Annotated in this window: 15 protein-coding genes and 1 tRNA gene; 4 read left to right on the plus strand and 12 right to left on the minus strand. The window is 52.7% G+C overall.

The window, feature by feature from the left end; genetic code table 11:
• Positions 1–50: 50 nt before the first annotated feature.
• Positions 51–503 (plus strand): GNAT family N-acetyltransferase, encoded by a 453-nt coding sequence (locus WKJ04_RS10205; RefSeq protein WP_337880332.1) that lies wholly within the window; start codon positions 51–53, stop codon positions 501–503.
• 3 nt (positions 504–506) lie between these two features.
• On the opposite strand, the gene WKJ04_RS10210 is transcribed toward WKJ04_RS10205, so the two are convergent.
• Positions 507–1,208 carry a 2OG-Fe(II) oxygenase gene (locus tag WKJ04_RS10210; RefSeq protein ID WP_337880333.1) on the minus strand — a complete coding sequence of 234 codons (702 nt, stop codon included), beginning with the start codon at positions 1,206–1,208 and terminating at the stop codon, positions 507–509.
• Between the two features lie 212 nt (positions 1,209–1,420).
• Between WKJ04_RS10210 and ggt the strand changes: the two genes are divergently transcribed.
• Positions 1,421–3,133 (plus strand): gamma-glutamyltransferase, encoded by a 1,713-nt coding sequence (gene ggt / locus WKJ04_RS10215; RefSeq protein ID WP_337880334.1) that lies wholly within the window; start codon positions 1,421–1,423, stop codon positions 3,131–3,133.
• Positions 3,134–3,161: 28 nt separating this feature from the next.
• On the opposite strand, the gene WKJ04_RS10220 is transcribed toward ggt, so the two are convergent.
• The 11 genes from WKJ04_RS10220 to WKJ04_RS10270 form a co-directional block, all read right to left on the minus strand.
• Positions 3,162–3,923 (minus strand): arylamine N-acetyltransferase, encoded by a 762-nt coding sequence (locus tag WKJ04_RS10220; RefSeq protein ID WP_337880335.1) that lies wholly within the window; start codon positions 3,921–3,923, stop codon positions 3,162–3,164.
• Between the two features lie 9 nt (positions 3,924–3,932).
• Positions 3,933–4,259, minus strand: a complete 327-nt coding sequence (locus WKJ04_RS10225) for a DUF2288 domain-containing protein (RefSeq protein ID WP_337880336.1) — start codon at positions 4,257–4,259, stop codon at positions 3,933–3,935.
• Positions 4,260–4,289: 30 nt separating this feature from the next.
• On the minus strand, positions 4,290–5,639 hold the full coding sequence (locus WKJ04_RS10230; RefSeq protein ID WP_337880337.1) for a sigma 54-interacting transcriptional regulator: 1,350 nt from the start codon (positions 5,637–5,639) through the stop codon (positions 4,290–4,292).
• 1 nt (position 5,640) lies between these two features.
• Positions 5,641–6,216, minus strand: coding sequence for a hypothetical protein (locus WKJ04_RS10235; protein WP_337841498.1), 576 nt, complete (start codon positions 6,214–6,216; stop codon positions 5,641–5,643).
• Positions 6,213–7,631, minus strand: a complete 1,419-nt coding sequence (locus WKJ04_RS10240; protein ID WP_337841499.1) for a HAMP domain-containing sensor histidine kinase — start codon at positions 7,629–7,631, stop codon at positions 6,213–6,215. Before WKJ04_RS10240 ends, WKJ04_RS10235 begins: the two co-directional genes overlap by 4 nt.
• 109 nt (positions 7,632–7,740) lie before the next feature.
• A complete protein-coding gene (locus WKJ04_RS10245) occupies positions 7,741–7,941 on the minus strand; it encodes a hypothetical protein (RefSeq protein ID WP_337841500.1) in 201 nt (66 codons plus the stop codon).
• A gap of 436 nt (positions 7,942–8,377) precedes the next feature.
• Complete coding sequence (locus WKJ04_RS10250) at positions 8,378–9,607, minus strand: adenosine deaminase family protein (protein ID WP_337841501.1); 1,230 nt, start codon at positions 9,605–9,607, stop codon at positions 8,378–8,380.
• 314 nt (positions 9,608–9,921) lie between these two features.
• Complete coding sequence (locus WKJ04_RS10255) at positions 9,922–11,193, minus strand: HAMP domain-containing sensor histidine kinase (protein ID WP_337880338.1); 1,272 nt, start codon at positions 11,191–11,193, stop codon at positions 9,922–9,924.
• Positions 11,193–11,870, minus strand: a complete 678-nt coding sequence (locus WKJ04_RS10260) for a response regulator transcription factor (RefSeq protein WP_337880375.1) — start codon at positions 11,868–11,870, stop codon at positions 11,193–11,195. Before WKJ04_RS10260 ends, WKJ04_RS10255 begins: the two co-directional genes overlap by 1 nt.
• A gap of 40 nt (positions 11,871–11,910) precedes the next feature.
• Positions 11,911–14,298, minus strand: coding sequence for a TonB-dependent receptor (locus WKJ04_RS10265; protein ID WP_337880339.1), 2,388 nt, complete (start codon positions 14,296–14,298; stop codon positions 11,911–11,913).
• Positions 14,299–14,829: 531 nt separating this feature from the next.
• Positions 14,830–14,916: transfer RNA gene (locus WKJ04_RS10270), tRNA-Leu, on the minus strand.
• Between the two features lie 432 nt (positions 14,917–15,348).
• Between WKJ04_RS10270 and leuA the strand changes: the two genes are divergently transcribed.
• Together leuA and leuB are read left to right on the plus strand one after the other, a co-directional pair.
• Positions 15,349–16,929 carry a 2-isopropylmalate synthase gene (gene leuA, locus WKJ04_RS10275; RefSeq protein ID WP_337880340.1) on the plus strand — a complete coding sequence of 527 codons (1,581 nt, stop codon included), beginning with the start codon at positions 15,349–15,351 and terminating at the stop codon, positions 16,927–16,929.
• Between the two features lie 2 nt (positions 16,930–16,931).
• The gene (gene leuB, locus WKJ04_RS10280) at positions 16,932–17,993 is read left to right on the plus strand and encodes a 3-isopropylmalate dehydrogenase (RefSeq protein ID WP_337880341.1); all 1,062 of its coding nucleotides are present in this window, start codon (positions 16,932–16,934) and stop codon (positions 17,991–17,993) included.
• The last annotated feature ends 1 nt before the right edge of the window (position 17,994 follow it).

A 17,994-nucleotide genomic window follows, 5' to 3' on the forward strand; every position in this document is an offset into this window, starting at 1 on the left:
TCAGTTGAAGCTTTGTTATCATGTGCTCAGCTTTATCCGGAGGAGAATTTATGCAGTGGCACAGTCGTCGTTTCAGTGAACTGGATGCAGGCACCCTGTACCAGTTATTGCAGTTAAGGGTGGATGTTTTTGTGGTTGAACAAAATTGCCCGTACCCGGAGCTGGATGGCAAAGACCTGCTACCCGACACCCAGCATTTATATCTGCACAACGAGCAGAAAGTGTTGGCCTATGCCCGTATTCTGCCACCTGGCAGCAGTTATCCGGATAATCCGTCCCTGGGGCGGATTTGTGTGGCGCAAGGCGCCCGCCAGTTAGCCCTGGGCAAAGAGCTGGTGCGTCAGGCAATTGGGCTGGCTGAACAACACTGGCCTTCACAGCCGATCCGCATTTCAGCCCAGTGTTATTTGCAGCGTTTTTATGAAGGTTTTGGTTTTATTGCCTGCAGTGAAGCGTATCTGGAAGACAATATTCCACATCTGGAAATGCTCAGACCCGCCTGACGGCTAGCCAGGTTGACCATAGAGCTGTTCGGCGCGGTTAAACAGCACCCAGCTGGTCAGAATGTATTTATCCCCTGAGACCGGAATACAGCCCCTGTGAGTATGGGTAAAGTAGGCCGGTGCTATCACCATACGGCCTGCTTTGGGCTGAATGGCTTTGTTCTGATAATAAAATTCAGTCTGACCACCTTCGGCCACATCATTCAGATAAAACATAAACAACAGCAGCCTGTGCAGCGCTTCGTTATGCGGCAACTGGGGGTAGACCTCGGAATGCCAGTAGTTGTAGTTGCCTTGACCCTGTTGGTATTTTTGCATCTGAACAGGCCCAAGCCGGTAAATAGTCTGTGTCAGCTGTGGTACCTGCGGCATGCCAAATTCATGAAAATTATCTGCGGTAAGAGTGACTGCCCCCTGGCCGGATGGATGTGGCAAGGTCATGCTGATGGGGCCTATCAGCGCAAAATAGTACTTGCGAAAGTAGTCCATCACGTACTGGCTGGTAGGGCGGCAAATGTCATTTAACGCCTGCTGATACTCAGCATGCTGGTTCAGATACAAATCGGTGCTGATTTTTTTGCTGGTATCCACCCCACCGCCCGTGCGGCCGGCCGTGGTGTAAGGGCTGTGTTCAAAAACACGGATGAGCTGCTGGCAGAATTCAGCGGACAGAACATCATCATAAACTTCAATAAAATCGTGCATAAAAAACCAAACGGCCTCGGGTTAGAGCGGTAACGACCTTGCGCTTCATGGTCAGACACAATACAACCGCAGCCGGATGATTAGCAAAAGTTTTGCTCATCCATACCAACTTTGCGCTCTACCCATAAAAAGCAGCCATTAGTCGATGTCGGGTGGTAAGCCCTCATCGAACCGGGTAGCGTGAAATGCTTAAGACACAGAGGATAACCAGAATGAAAAAACTCGTTTTATGTTGCCTGATGGCTTTAAGCCCCCAGTTGCTGGCCTATGACCGTATCACAGGCGCTGATTTTGCCAGCCGCTCAGAAGTGATTGCCCCCCATGCGATGGCGGCCACCAGCCAGCCTTTGGCCACCCAGATTGCGCTGGATGTGATGAAACAAGGTGGCAGTGCCGTCGATGCGGCCATAGCGGCCAATGCAGCGCTGGGCCTGATGGAACCTACAGGTTGTGGTATTGGCGGTGATTTATACGCCATTGTCTGGGACGGTAAAACCAAACAGCTGTATGGCCTGAATGCGTCCGGCCGTTCCCCCAAAGGTTTAAGTTTCAGCACACTGCAACAAGAGCTGAAAAAACAGAACCTGACGGAACTGCCGCCACACGGCATGTTGCCGATCAGTGTGCCTGGCGCGGTCGACGGTTGGTTTGAGCTGCATCAGAAATTCGGCAAACTGCCGATGCAACAAGTCTTGCAACCGGCGATCAACTACGCCGAAAAAGGTTTTCCGGTCAGCGAGCTGATTGCTTATTACTGGGAGCGTTCAGTGCCAAAATTATCTGTTCAGCCCGGCGATTTTAAAGGCACTTTTACCATCAATGGCAAAGCCCCGGCCAAAGGGGAACTGTTTAAAAACCCAGACCTGGCCAAGACTTACCGTGCTATCGCCACAGGCGGGCGGGACGCGTTTTATAAAGGCGAAATAGCCAGACGCATCGACGCTTTTATGAAAGCCAATGGCGGTTACCTGCGTTATGACGACTTGGCCAGCCATAAATCCGATTGGGTGCAACCCGTGTCGGTCAATTACCGTGGTTATGATGTCTGGGAGTTACCGCCAAACGGCCAGGGCATAGCCGCGCTGCAAATGCTGCAAATACTGAAAAACTTTGACTTAAAAGCCATGGGTTACAACAGCGTGGACAGCATTCATACCCAGGTTGAAGCGAAAAAACTGGCCTTTGAAGACAGGGCCAAATTTTATGCCGACATGGACTTTAACAAAACACCAGTCGCAGCACTGATTTCTGAAGCCTATGGTAAAGAGCGCGCCAAACTGATCACCGATAAAGCCGCGCAACGGGTTGATGCCGGTAACCCGCACCTCTCTACAGGCGACACCATTTACCTGACCACAGCCGATAAGGACGGTACTATGGTGTCATTGATCCAATCCAACTACAGGGGCATGGGTTCAGGTGTGGTGGTACCAGGCACAGGTTTTGGTTTCCAGGACCGTGGCCAGCTGTTTTCGCTTGACCCGACACATGCCAATGCCTATGCACCAGGCAAACGCCCCTTCCAGACCATTATTCCGGCTTTTATGAGCAAAGACGGCCAGCCGCTGATGAGTTTTGGTGTGATGGGGGGAGCCATGCAGCCACAAGGCCATGCGCAGATTGTGATCAATATGATTGATTACGGTATGAATCTGCAGGAAGCCGGTGACGCCGCCCGCTGGCAGCATTTGGGCAGCACAGAGCCTACCGAAGCGGCCACTGCTTACCTGAAAAATGGCGGTTATCTGCAGCTGGAAAAAGGGGTGCCTTATGAAACCGCCCGTGAGCTGATGAAAAAAGGCCATGACGTGCGTTCAGGTTTAGGTGAGTTTGGTGGTTATCAGGCGATTTACCGCGACCCGAACAGCGGCGTTTATTATGGCGCTTCCGAGTCCCGTAAAGACGGTCAGGCCGCCGGATACTAATACCAACCCAATATTGGGGGTCAGAGTACTACTCTGACCCCAACAGACGTTGTAATTCTGTTTCCCGCTCTGCCTCTGACAGCTGACGCACACTGGTGCCTTCGGCGCGAATTTGTTTGAGCTGATCCCCCAGCAGAATATCGCGGCCTGCCGGGCTGTGCCGGATCACCAGCAGCTTTTGTACAAAAATAGTGTCCGGGTGTGTCGAGTTCAGGTAGTTGGCCGGCATAAAGTCGACCCACTCACTTTCATAGCCGTCAAAACCAAACTGACTGAGCCACTGGCCGTCCACATAAGCCTGCAGTACATAAGCGCCCTGGTCATCCAGCGTCAGTTTAAAGCGGTCAAAGTCCTGCACCAACTCCAGATCCAACTGAGACAACGCTATGGGGGCCCGAATGCCATAACTGCCAAAACCTAAATCCAGCAGATACTGTTCGCCTTCGGCTTCCACCAGCAACACCATATGGGTTTTTGGCCGGCGTACCGGATAAAACATCGGCCGGGCAGCAACAAAACGGTAGTTAAAACCCAGCGCCTGCAGTGCCATCGCAAAAAGGCCATTCACCTCGTAGCAGTAACCGCCACGGCGCTTGTGGACAATTTTTTCCACGATTTGCTCCGGCACCATAGACACCACCTGACCAGCCTGCACATCGAGGTTTTCAAAAGGCACCGCAAACAGCTGGGCCCGCATCAGGTCGTGCAGGGTTTCCGCCGTCTGATCCACCGGACCGCTATAACCAATACGCTGGAAGTAAGCAGCTAAATCAAAATTTTCGGCAAACATCATCGGCTCCTAATTCAGCTTTGAGCCCGCTTTGTCTTGCACCAGCACCCAAGGCGACACCACCACAGCCCATAACTCCGCCTTTTGTTCAAACCAGAGGCCTGCCTGACTGTCATTGACCCGGTCGACCAGGCCTTGCTGTAACCAGAGCTGCACCTGCATTTTATCGTCCTGACTAAAGGCATAAGCCACGTCGACTAAATCCAGGCTGGCGGCCACCTGCACCACAGAACCGGCCGCATAAAATTTTTGCAGCTCCAGCCAGTTAATGCGGGCGGTTTCGCTGGTAATTTTGGCTTTTTGTACTTCAGGTTCCACGGCAAAATTTTCGTTCATCTGTATTCTCTTCAAAGGCACTTGGCCCCTCTATTCAACTTCGTCACCCTGCTCCGCCACCTGAGCCGCGCTGAGTTCATGTTTTTTCATCAGTTTATGCAAGTCAGTTCTGTTACGACCGGCGAGCTCTGCCGCCCGGGTCACATTGCCTTCAGCCATTTTCAGCACTTTGATCAGGTACTGACGCTCAAACTGATCTTTGGCTTCGGTCAGGGTCGGCCAGAAACTGACATTCTGCGACAAGGCCTGTTCCACCTGGGCCAGGCTAATCACCGGACTGTGGGTCAGGGCGACACACTGCTCCACCACATTGACCAGCTGACGCACATTACCCGGCCATTGGGCTGTCACCAACGCCTGCATCGCATCGTCAGAGAAACGGTTCACCTGCACCGCATGGCGCTCAGCGCTTTGTGCCAGCACATGGCGGGCCAGCAGCGGAATATCTTCGGCCCGCTCGCGCAGGCTGGGCAGTTGCAGGTTCACCACGTTGAGCCTGTAATACAAGTCTTCGCGAAAGCTCTGCTCTTGCATCGCCAGCTTTAAATCGCGGTGGGTGGCCGACAACACCCGCACATTAATGGGAATGGTCTTGGTGCTGCCAACAGGGCGGATTTGCCGCTCCTGCAAGGCACGTAATAACTTCACCTGAAGTGGCATCGGCATATCGCCGATTTCGTCGAGAAACAACGTGCCGCCGTCAGCTTCGCGGAACAAACCGGCGTGTTCATTGACCGCACCGGTAAAAGCCCCTTTGGTGTGACCAAACAGCTCCGACTCCAGCAAATGCTCAGGTAAGGCACCGCAGTTTATCGCGACAAAAGGCCCTTTGGCCCTTGGGCTGGCCTGATGAATGGCTTTGGCCAGCAGCTCTTTACCCGTCCCGCTGGCCCCGGTGATCAGCACACTGACATCTCGCTGAGCCACCCGGTACGCCTGATCCAGTACCTGTTCCATCACTTTGCTGCGGGTCACTATGGCCTGACGCCACTGATCCTGGCTGGGTATATGCGACTGGTGCACGGCCTGCGCCAGAATGTCGCGCAGCTCATTGTTATTCAACGGTTTGGTCAGAAAACCAAAGACACCGCGCTGCGTCGCCGCCACAGCTTCCGGAATAGAACCATGGGCCGTCATCAGCACCACAGGCAAACCAGGGCAGCGTTTGGCAATTTCATCAAACAGCGCCATCCCATCCAGGCCTGGCATCCGTAAATCGGACAGCACCACATCAAAGCTGTTTTTGCCAAGCAGCGGCAAGGCCGTTTCCGCGCAGTCCGCGCTGGTCACCTGGTACCCTTCCCCTTCCAACCGCAATGTCATCAGCCGCAGCAGGCTGGGGTCATCATCCACCAACAGTAAACGGGCTCCGTGGCTCATTTTAGTTACCTGTCTGATTTAATTTGGCTTCAATCTGGGTTAAGGCATCGATTTTTTTCTGCAGATCTTTGGTCTGCCGGTTCAGCCGCTCAATGCGGCCCTGATGCTGGGCATTGAGCCTGGACAGCGCCGTCACTGCGGATTCACTCTCCAGCAGCTTTTGGTTATAGGCTAAATCCCAACGCAATAAATCGGCCAGACCTTTGGGCAAGGTGTTCAGCCGGTCAGACAGCTGCGTCTGGGCGGCAAAACGCACTGAATAAGGGCTGTCCGGATGCAGCCGGATCAACAAGGTTTGCAGCTGGGTTACCGCACTGCTGGTCAGGCTGCGTAACAACGCATCGCGCTGATCCTGAGTGGTGGGCAGTAACTGGGCACGAAAATCGCGCCAGGCCTGTAAAGTCAGCACATCGTCTGCTATCGCCAGTTCAGCCTTGACTGGTTTTTCCGGTTCCACTGTTTTTGGCTGCACCAGGGCAGGCTGAGGCTCAGGTTTCTTCACCACAGGGTGCAGTGGTTTCACTGACTGACAACCCACCAACAACACGGCAGTGGTGATGCTTAACCAGACTTTCATATGCTTTCCTCAACTAAAGGCAACCGGACCTGAATACAGACATCGGCGTAATTCACATCGACAATTTCGGCTATTCCTCCCAGCAAACGGGCGCAGTCAGCCACAATAGACAAGCCAAGGCCTGAGCCTTGCACTGAATCAAAACGTTGGGCTTTGCCACGCTGGAAGGGTTCAAAAAGTTTGGCCCGCAATTCGGCCGGAATAGGAGTACCGTTGTTGGCAACATCCAAAATCAGGTACTTATCATGCGGCCGCAGGCTGACCCAGACTTTGCTGCCTTCGGCGCCATAAGCCTGGGCATTGTTAATCAGGTTATCCAGAATGCGGCGGAATAACATGCCATCGGTATAAATACGCGGCAACTGACAATCCAGCTCAATCTGCTGCTCGCGCTGCTGCAATGACAGCGCATGGTCGTTAAAACAGTCCTGCAACAACTTGTCACTGTCATGCCAGCTCAGCTCCGGCTTGGCCTGTTGCAGCAACTTGTTGTAATCCAGCAGTTGTTCGGTCAGCACACTCAGACGGTCCGCACTGCCATTTAATAAAGTCACCACTTCCATTTGTTGTGGCGTTAAAGGCCCCACCAGTTGTTCGGCCAGCAAGGCGCAACCTTCGCGGATACTGGACAGCGGGGTTTTCAGCTCATGCGAGGCATGGCGCAATAAAATCAGCCGCAAGGCCTCCAGTTGCTGTAAACGAGACGCCAGCCAACGCAGCTGTTCGCCCAGTTCGGTCAGTTCCCGTGGGCCATCGACTTTATCATGTGGAAAATGATGGCTCGGCTGGCCAATGGATCGGATCATCACATCCAGTTTTTTTACCGGCGCCGTAATACGGGCGGATGCCCAGATGACCAGCAGCAAAGTCAGCACCACCAAAGCCACAGTTTGCCAGGCCAGCTGGCTTTGCGCTTCTTCGGCATAACTTTGTTGTTGCTGTAACCGTTGTTCCAGCATGGCCCAAATGGCCTGTGTCAGTTGCAGTTGCTGCTGACGGATTTTCTGCAGTATGGGGCTGAGCTCTTCATTGTTCTCCGTCAGGTAATTGTCCAGCAACAACTGCAATTGTGTTTGCTGCTGCTGACATAACAACGGCTGAGCCAGGTTCAGACAGACCGACGTCAGGTTCTGCTGGTAATTGTCCAGATGGGTCGCGGCGAGCTTAGACAAGGCATCGGTTTTCAGAATACTGAACTGCAACACGGACCGTTCGATGTCATTGACCAGCTTTTGCATATTTTCAGTACGACGCACATTGGCGACTGAACTTTCGGCTTCGGCAATAGCAAAACGACTGACATCCGATAACGAGCTGTTGCTTTGCCATAACAACACAGTCAGCGGGATCAGCGCCATACAGAAGCTGAGTAACACAAATTGCCGCAGACTGGCTGGCTGAATAGGCATACGCATAGGATAAGCAAAGGCCGGAAAAAACTGCCGGTATCATAACGGATTTTATCCGGCGCAAGAAAGCAAAAAGCCGGTCAAAGGACCGGCTTTTCTCAAGTTTGACAGCAGCTTATTGGGCAACCTGCACAGCAGAGGCCAGAGCACGTGCTTTACGCGCCTTGGCAGCAGTGCGGGCATAAGCATCAGCTGCCTGTGCCCGCTCCAACTCCTTTACCTGGGCACCATTCAAATCAATTTTGCGCAGGAAGCTGACGAACACAAAAGCGTTAACCATAAAGAAGGCGACTGCGGTGATTAAAAACATATCCATGATTGACCTCTCTTACATCTGTTGAGTTGCAGCCTGGGCTGCGCCGGTCGGTAAATTAGGTAAGAGCAACAACCTCGTATCTCTTACCTAATTTACCGTGACGACACTAACAATGCAGAGACTGTGCCAACTCCAAAATAAAAAATTAAATCATTTAAAAACAATAAGATAAATAAATAAATGTCAGCTCATCCTTAGTAAAGGGCTGAAACTGAATGCCAACCACAAAAGATCTGTTGCCAATTAGCGACAGCAAATCCCCCTCATAAAATAAATCGATACAAATCAACAACTTAAACTGTATCTTTTTAGCGACAGTTTTCTCAGAAAAAGTTAAAACCCATTAAAGTCTTTAAAAATCAGATAGATAAAATGAGTGGTGAGGCATAGTTGCAAGCAGGCGTGGGGTCAGAGTAGTACTCTGACCCCAGAGGGGTTAGTCAATAAAACCGTATTTACGGGCGACCTTGTCAAAGTACTCCAGGCACTGTTTGGCGTACTGACGTTTTTCGACATAGCTGCCAGGGAAAAAACTCTTTTTAAAGCCATAAGCCACCATGTCTTTTAAACGTTTCAGCGGAATATCAAAGTGATCCAGTGCCAGTTTGTATTCACGCGACACCGTGGTGTTCGACACCAGCCGGTTGTCGGTGCAGATCACTGTGGCAATACGGTGGTCCAGCATATCGCCAAACTTATGCGCTTTAATGGAACCAATAGCCGGGTTGGTTTGCAGGTTACTGGTCAGGCACACCTCGATCGCAATGCGCTTGTCGGCAATATAAGACGCCAGCTCGCGGATATAACGCGCTTTGTCTTTGATGGCTGAGTCCTGGATCATGTCCGGCACAAACAACGAATAACCGTGGCCAATACGGTCGGCGTAACATTCAGTAATGGCTTCAAACACACTCTCGGCGCCATAAGCTTCACCGGCATGCAGGGTTTTCAGTAAAAAGTGCTGGTGGGCATATTCATAGACTTCTTTAAAGTTATGCGCCGGATAACCCGATTCCTGCCCCGCCAGATCCAGCGCAACAATAGGAATACCGGCCTCATCACGCAGCCTGACACTGGCCCGCACCAGCTCCATCGCCGCCAGTTTAATCACTTCTATTGGGGTGAAATCGCGCATCAGCTGGAACAGGTTGGTGTAATAAGGTGAAAACCCTTTGTCACCAAACATACGCATGGCGCAATTGATAATGCCGTAAGCAAAAGGCGGTTTGTCACCATTCTGAATAGCTGGCTGCTGATTGTATTCCTGCTGTGCGCGCTTCAGACCAGTGTTGACCGCATGCATCACCCGGTCAAAATCAATGCCGTTTGGTAAATCAATCAGCAATTGCGGAGCAAAGCGCACCTCAATGTAGTTCACCCCTTCCAGCTGGTTATCGATGGCGAGTTCATAAGCCGCCCGTTCCAGATTCTCCATATCGCGCAGCACAGCACAGGTGTACTGAAAGCAATGCAGGTATTCGCCTAAGTTCTGGTAACTGTCTTTAAACACCAGTTGCTTTAAGCCTTCCACCGTCTGGCTGGGTAAACTGACATTGGCTTTGGCCGCCATTTCAATCAGGCTGTCGAGCCTTAAACTGCCGTCTAAGTGCAGATGTAAATCCGACTTCGGCATTTCTTTAATAAAATCAAAGGAATAATAGTGCATCAGCTAAAACTCACGAATAAAGACGACTGGTTTTAGTTATAGCAGTATGTGCTTGAAGAAAATACCGAAGAAATTCAGTGAATCAACAGATGAGAAAACTCCGTGGTCTTGGTGCCCGGTAACGGCTCCCTCCCCTTTAACACCACCACGCCTTACAACAACACACTGCTCCAGAGAACAATGCAATGACCCCCAACCGGGGTACCACTGCATTTCGGCGGGACTTTAGCTCTTTTTACAAAACAATAGCAAGCGCCGGTACTGCTGTTTTAACAGGAATGGCAAAGCCTGGTGTCAAGCAACCGGAGAACGGCTTAGGGGGGCTGCCATTGGTCTGACGGAGTGCTGGCCTCAGGCCAGGAAAGACGGGCGACGACATGCGTTTCTTCAGCAAGCAGCGAAAACGACCAGCCATTGCGCTCACACAGCCGCTGCACTATTCCCAGCCCCAAGCCATAGCCGTGAGAAGACGAGGCCTCGGTTGGCCTGTGCCGGTCATCCATCTCATTGCTCAGCTGGTTGGTGACCAGCAGTTCATGGTCATGGATCTGAACCTTGATCGGCCCTTGTCCGGCCAGCGTGTGCTCAAACGCATTTCGCACCAGATTAGTGACCGCAATCGAAAACGCCTGTGGATGTCCGCAGAGTCTGGGGTTTGCGCGTTCGTCTATCTCAATGGCAACAAACTTACCACTCAGCAGGTAGCGTTGCTGTTCTATTGCCTTGGTCACCAGCGGCATCACAAAAAACTGCGCGTCATACAACCCATCATCGCTTTCGCGGGCAAGGCACAAAAACATCTCAATGGTGGTTTTCATATCAAGCGTGGCACGCCTTACCCGCTCGAGTGCCCTGACATCGGCCGCTGACAAATCACTGTGTTCCAGCAACTCCAGCGCACCTGTAATAACCGTAATGGGCGTGCGCAACTCATGGCTGGCCGAACTGGTAAAGTACCGCTCTCTCTCCACAAATGCACTGATACGTTCAAGCGTCCGCTCAATAGTCTCAGCAAGTACACCCACCTCATCACCGCCAAAACGGCCAGACTCAATGCGTTTATGATCATCCACCGACAGATGTTCTACGTCGATGTCCGCCACCACTTTGGCAAGTTGTGTGACAGGGGCGACAGCTCTGCGCATCACCACTAAACCCAGTCCGAAGCCCAGCACACCAAGGGTTCCCACCACACTGGTGATCACCAGCAGCAACCACCAGTCTTCGGACGACGCCGCTTCAATCCCGGCAACGTCGAACACCACAAAGGCCTGTTGCTGCGCCTTGCCGGCAGCGACGACCGCGACATGCAACTCTTCGCTTTCGAATTCGTACAATCCCTCAGCGGGGTTCGTCTGCGCCCATTCCTTCAGTGATTCCGGCAAACTGGCAGCCTCAGCGTAACTGCGAAGGTTCACCGAAATTTCCGGATAGCTTTTGGCCGCCACCTCCAGCTGCCGGGTCAGCACCCGGTCTTCGCTCAACCTGATCGCCGCAAAAAAAGCCAATCCCCAGACCAGGCTGAGTCCAGCGACACAGACCGCAAAAGCAAATGCAACACGCTTGCGCAAACTGTGCCTGTACATCATTCAAGTTCCTCTGAAATTCGGTAGCCGATACGATGCACTGTGTGAATAAGCGGCCTGTCAAACGGCCTGTCAATGGCCTGTCGCAGCTTGTACATATGGGATCGAAGCGCATCACCATCGGGAACCTCATCCGCCCACAATAAGGTTTCCAGCGCATCGCGGTCCACCACAGAGGGCGCCTCTTCCATCAAGCGTTGCAGCAGTTTCATGCCCGTAGGGTTCAGATCAACACGCCGTCCGGCACGATGAACTTGCAGTGTGGACTTGTTGAACGTCAGCTCCCCCACAGTGAGCAGGTTGTCGGTTTTTCCGTGGCTGCGTTTGTACAGCGCCTGCAACCGTGCGTGCAGCTCCTGCAATGCAAACGGCTTGACCAGGTAGTCGTCGGCGCCCGCCTCGAACCCCTTCAGTTTGTCTTCAAGGGTGTCTCGCGCCGTGAGCATCAGCACAGGCGTTTCCAGATTGGCATCGGCGCGCAGCTTTTTGCAAAAACTCAGGCCATCCATGCCCGGTAGCATCAGGTCCAGCACAATGACGTCAAACGGGTTCGTCAACGCCAGGTGCATCGCACTTAACCCGTCATAGGCAAAATCCAGAATATAGTGATGCGTTTCCAGATAAGCGGCAATGTTGGCACAAATGTCGCGATTGTCTTCGACAATCAAGGCTCTGATCGGTGCGTCACCAAGTTTGCGAACCATCTGCTTTCCTCTGTTACCAGGCGTAATCCAGCCGAAGACCAATCAGTGGCTCGGCTTCGCTGTCGTCTTTCACCTCTACACCCCGGCGGTAATCAAACTCGGTGTCATCGCCCGACGACGCGGAGGTGGCGTTGATCACATCGAGAAAGGCCGTCACATCAATGGGACCAAATGCGCGTCGATAGTCAACCCGAAGGTTCAACAAGCCATAGCCGCTATAACGACCGACATTACGGGCAGTGATCTCTTTTGAGTAGCGTAGGGGTTGTCCGGGTCCCAACACATCGGAGTGAATAATAAAGTCGTCATAGGGTCGGCCAGACAGATATTTGTAGCGTCCGGCCACCTTCCAGCGGTCGTTAATTTCCCAGGTCAGGCCCAGGGTGGCGACATGCTCTCGGCTGAAGTCGGCCGCAACCTCACCACGACCGTCCTTGCGGTCTATCACGATATCGTTATACGAGTAGGTTGCCGTCGTGTAAAGCCCTTCGCGGATGGTGCCGTTAACCACTATATCCACGCCGTAGGAAGTACCGTCCCCTATGTTGGCAAAGGTACCGCTGGCCCGGTCAAGGTCAACCACCAGATCGTCGAGCTGTTGATAATAGGCCTCCGTGAGTACCGACCAATGGGTATTGAGGAAATATTTGAAACCGACACTGCCATGGCTGATTTTTTCGTTCTTCAGGTCATTGGACTCGTTGGCGGCCAGCTGTAAAAAGCGTGGCGACTGATGAAAAAGTCCTGCGGTCGCAAAATATCTGACCCTTTGAGTGGGTTGCCAGTTTGCATTGAACCTCGGCGACACCAGGCTTTGGTCGGCAAAACCATCCCGCTCCAGCCGTAAGCCAGTGCCAAAATCCCAATCACCAACTTCAAAAACCTGCTCGGCGTAGCCCGCATAGCTGGTTTCTTTCCGCTTCATGGCAGAGTTGATATGGTCGGGCTCAAGTACAATAAAACGCTGTTCGGGGTCGGGTCTGAAGTCATCTTCGTCGTAGATAAACCGGGTCCAATCCCCCGCCAGCACAGTGGTGTAGTCCAGTTCAATTTGCGTGACCTGTCCACCTGCACTGAACCGACCCCATGAATTCAGGGTCTCAAAATCGCTGCGCCAGCCCAGCTCTGTTTCATTTTCACCTATGGTCAGAATGTCCTCCCGCACCGGAAAACTGGATGCCGGTGACCCCGGAGGGACCAGATCAGGAAAGGCTTCGCCCTCAGAACTCAGCTTGTCGCTTTTACGGGAGTAAAGTTTGTTGGTCCAGACCGCTTCATCACCCACCAATGACCGCAACGTCAGACCGTACAAGTCACTGTCTTGTTTGAAATCCAGCAGCGCAACATCTTCGAAATTGGGCGACGCAAACACATGAGTGACATCACGAATGTAGTCTTCGTAGGTATCCATCAGCAGAATTTCAACTGTATGGTTCTGGTTCACTGGGATCACCGACTTGACGATGATATCTCTTAACACAGGATCACCAATGTCCAGTTCTTCGATAGTTTCAAAAAAAGCGCCAAAATCCAGCCGCCGGGCCGAAAGCAGCATAGTAGAGTCCCCGGTCACACCTGTTGGGCCATCGTAACCCACTTCATAACCTGCCAGGTCGTAGCGGAAACTTGCTGAAGGGCTAGGATTGCCATCGGCGACTTCCAGTTTGAGCAGCGATGCCGCCCGGCCGCCATAAGCGGGCCCCCAGCCACCGGGCGAAAACTCTGCACCACTGATCAGGTTCGGTGCAAAAATCGAGAAACGGCCGCCGCCACCGACATCTTCGTCTTCACCCAAAGTTGCATCAAAGTGCACCGCCTTATCAAAAGGAAAGTCATCCACGAATAACAAATTATCCCGTGGGCCACGGCCACGTACGCTAAAGTTGGCAAACTCCCCTGTGGATGCCAGACCAGGCAAGCCATCCAGTGACAACAGCGGATCTGCACCTCCTCCCACGGCACTTTGTAATGCTTCCCTGTCGAGGTAGGTACTCGATGCTGAGGCAAAGGCATCCGCCTGCCGGGCCCGGACCTCCACCACCTCAATCGCCTCTTCTTTCAGTAGTTCGAAGTTAATCTGCATCGTTTTGCGTGTGATGACGCGGACGCTTGGCTCATAGGAGGACACAAACCCACTTTTGGCTGCGCTTACCGAATACAGCCCTGGCTCGAGCTGCTCAACGAGGATGCGGCCCTGCCCGTCGGTTGCGAACGTTTGGCTGGCAGAGGTTTCCCTTTTCCTGAGCGTGATCTGCACGCTTGCGAGTGGCCGGTCAGTCTGCTGATCTGTGACGATAAGGCTCAGCGCACCTGGCGCCTCTGCAGCGTGGCTAAAAAGTGGCAAGTCAATCAGCAGCGCCCACAGAGTCAACCACCATAGCTTTCTTAATTGCCTGTTCATCCTTCTATTCCTCCAATTATCAAGCGTATGAATGTGATAAAACGCTGCAAGGTTAGCAAAGCAATTGTGACTAAAAAGTCGCCAAAATCAGGATTCTGCATTCTCGGGCTGAGGCCAAAGCCAGTTTCATTCAGGGGAAAAGCCGGCGCCTGTTAGCTCGAGTTCAGTTTATTTAACCTGACGGTCTGTCCGGCACGATGCGCTTTCCACAGCCTTTCCATCCGCGGACCTCTTTTTTGACAGAAAAGGGGGATCTGTGCAGTGGTATCCGGACTGAAAGAAAAAGCATGGCAAGGGCGCCAGAGTAGGATCTGCGCCGGAAAAAAGATAAGCACCCATACTGGAAGCATGTTAAACACTGCAGTCAGCAACCATAACTGTCCACCAGATGCTGTCCTGCTGATGTTGCTATCCAGAAAAGTGGCCACAGAGTTATGGCGAACGAATGCATTTAACCTGAGCTGCAGTCAGGCACCAGATAGCGTTACGTAGGTAAGGATAAGGAATGATAAGGAATAAACTGCCTGCAGATGGTGCCCGGGGCCGGACTTGAACCGGCACGGGGTTTCCCCCGAGGGATTTTAAATCCCTTGTGTCTACCGATTTCACCACCCGGGCGACGGCGCGTATTCTATGCGCAGAAACAGTGTTCGTCATGTATTTTTCATCAAAAGCCGTAAAAAATTAAATAACTGCTGATAAATTCAGCAAAAACAAGGTTGTTTTTTTGTGTTTGCGCAAAACCCGCGCAATTTCTGCCGAAATAGCCGGCAAAAAACATGGCGGTTTAGCCATCTATACTGTTGCAATCACCATGTGGCCGTGCTACTAATAAAAGCCATAACAAATACGGCGAATAACAGTCGATGAATTTTGTAACTCAGAACACCACCATGCTCAGCCTCCTCGTGCTCCTCAACGGACCACGGGGTCTTGTGCATTGGTAAATCTGTAGTTACCACACACTTCAACCCCGTGCCACAGGCCGGGGTTTTTTGTATCCAAACCAAGGCCACCGCACAGGAATTCATATGCTAAGAGGATTATTTTATGAGTGGCCGCGACAAAATCTGGATCTTCGATACCACCTTACGTGATGGCGAGCAGGCACTGCGTGCCAGCTTAAGTCATAAACAGAAAATCCAGCTGGCCCATGCCATTGCCCGCTTACATGTGGATGTGATGGAAGTGGGGTTTCCTGTGTCTTCACCCGGTGATTTCCAGTCGGTGCAAAGCATAGCCCGCGACGTTAAAGGCCCGATCATCTGTGGTTTGGCGCGCGCTGTGGCCGCTGACATCGACGCCTGCGGTGAAGCCCTGGCGCCCGCCGAACGTAAACGTATTCACACTTTTATCGCCACCTCCCCTCTGCATTTGCAGTACAAGTTACGCCGCACACTGGACCAGGCCATTGAACAGGCCGTCGCGTCCATCAAGCAGGCGCGTCGTTACACCGACGATGTGGAGTTTTCCTGTGAAGATGCCGGCCGCACTCCGATTGATGATTTATGCCGCGCCGTGGAAGCCGCAATCAAAGCCGGTGCCCGTACCATCAATATTCCGGATACTGTCGGTTACACCATTCCAAATGAATTTGGCCGCATCATTACCGAACTGAAAAACAAAGTGCCCAATATCGACCAGGCCATTTTAAGTGTGCACTGCCATAACGATTTGGGCCTGGCGGTGGCCAACAGCATTAACGCCATTCAGGCTGGCGCCCGCCAGATTGAATGCACAGTCAATGGCATAGGCGAACGGGCTGGCAACTGCTCGCTGGAAGAAGTGGCGATGATTATCAAAACCCGTGGCGACGTGTTGCCCTTTTACACCGACATCAAAAGCACCGAGATATACCGCTCCAGCCATCTGGTCAGCCAGATTTGCCATATGCCGATCCAGCCGAACAAAGCCATAGTCGGTGAAAATGCCTTTGCCCACAGCTCAGGCATTCACCAGGACGGCGTGTTAAAGGCACAAAACACCTACGAAATTATGTCACCGGAGCAGGTCGGTATCCGTCAGAACGAACTGAACCTGACCTCACGTTCCGGCCGCGCTGTGATCCAGCACCGTTTAAGCGAAATGGGCTACACCCAGGACGACTACAACCTGGATCAGATTTATCAGGCCTTCCTGGCCTTAGCCGACCAAAAAGGCCGGGTCTTTGATTACGACCTGGAAGCTCTGGTGTTTTTCCAGAATCTGCAAGACACCAATGAACCTTACCAGCTGGAGTTTCTAAGCTCCTCGACTCATACAGGCCATGTGGCCAGTGCCACAGTGGGGATCAGTGTGGATGGCACAGTCAAAACTGAGGCCGCCACAGGCAATGGCCCGGTGGAAGCAGCCTTCCAGGCCATTCAGCGTATGGTGGGTACCGAAGTACGGATGGTCGACTTTAACCTGCAGGCCAAAGGCAGCGGCGAAGACGCGTTGGGCCAGGTGGACATTATTGCCGAGCATCAGGGCCGCCGTTACCACGGCGCCGGTCTGGCCACAGACATAGTGCGTGCATCCGTGCTGGCTTATGTGCATGTGCTGAATTTAATTGAACGCAGCAAACAGGTAGACGCTGCCAAACAAGCGCGTCGCAGCCCGGAATTCCAGACAGAACCTACAGAGAAATAAGCATGAAGAACTATAAAATTGCCGTGTTGGCCGGTGACGGCATTGGCCCTGAAGTGATGGCTCAGGCGTTAAAAGTGCTGGATAAAGTGTCCGGCAAGTACGGCTTTTCAATCACCGCCACTCAGGCGCTGATCGGCGGTGCTGCTATTGATGCCACAGGCACAGCACTGCCGGATGACACCCTGACCCTGTGCAAACAAAGCGACGCCATTTTATTCGGCTCGGTCGGTGGCCCCAAATGGACTGCCAGTTTACCACCGGCGCAACACCCTGAACGCGCGTCTTTATTGCCTTTGCGTAAAGCTTTTGATTTGTTCTGCAACCTGCGCCCAGGCCAGATTTACCCGGCCTTTGCGGAGTTATCTCCACTGCACCCGCGCATCAGCAGCCAGGGCATGGATATTTTGTGTGTGCGTGAGCTGACCGGCGGCATTTACTTTGGCGACAAAGGCCGCAGCGACATCGACGCTTACGACACCCAGCGCTACAGTGTGGCTGAAATTGAACGCATCGCCCGCGTCGCTTTTGACGCCGCCAGCAAACGCCGCAACAAAGTCACCTCGATTGATAAAGCCAATGTGCTGTCCACCAGCGTGTTATGGCGCGACGTGGTGGAACGGGTTGCGAAAGACTACCCGCAGGTCGAACTGGAACATATGTATATCGACAATGCGGCTATGCAACTGATCCGTGCGCCTAAGGCCTTTGACGTGCTGCTGTGTGACAACCTGTTTGGCGACATTTTGTCCGACGAGTTAGCCGCTATTGCCGGCTCTCTGGGCTTATTGCCATCCGCCAGCCTGAACGGTTCCAACTTTGGTCTGTACGAGCCGGCGGGCGGCTCTGCACCTGACATTGCCGGCAAAGGCATTGCCAACCCAATAGCCCAAATTTTAAGTGCAGCCCTGATGCTGCGTTACAGCTTTGCTGAAGAAGCCGCAGCCCGCGCCATTGAAGCGGCAGTGGCCAAAACCTTAAGCGATGGGGTGGTCACCCGTGACATTCATCCAAATTCAAACTACGGCACTGCAGATGTAGGTGCAGCCGTGATTGCCGCTATCTGAC

It is taken from the genome of Rheinheimera sp., from assembly GCF_037442345.1.
Lineage (GTDB): Bacteria > Pseudomonadota > Gammaproteobacteria > Enterobacterales > Alteromonadaceae > Pararheinheimera.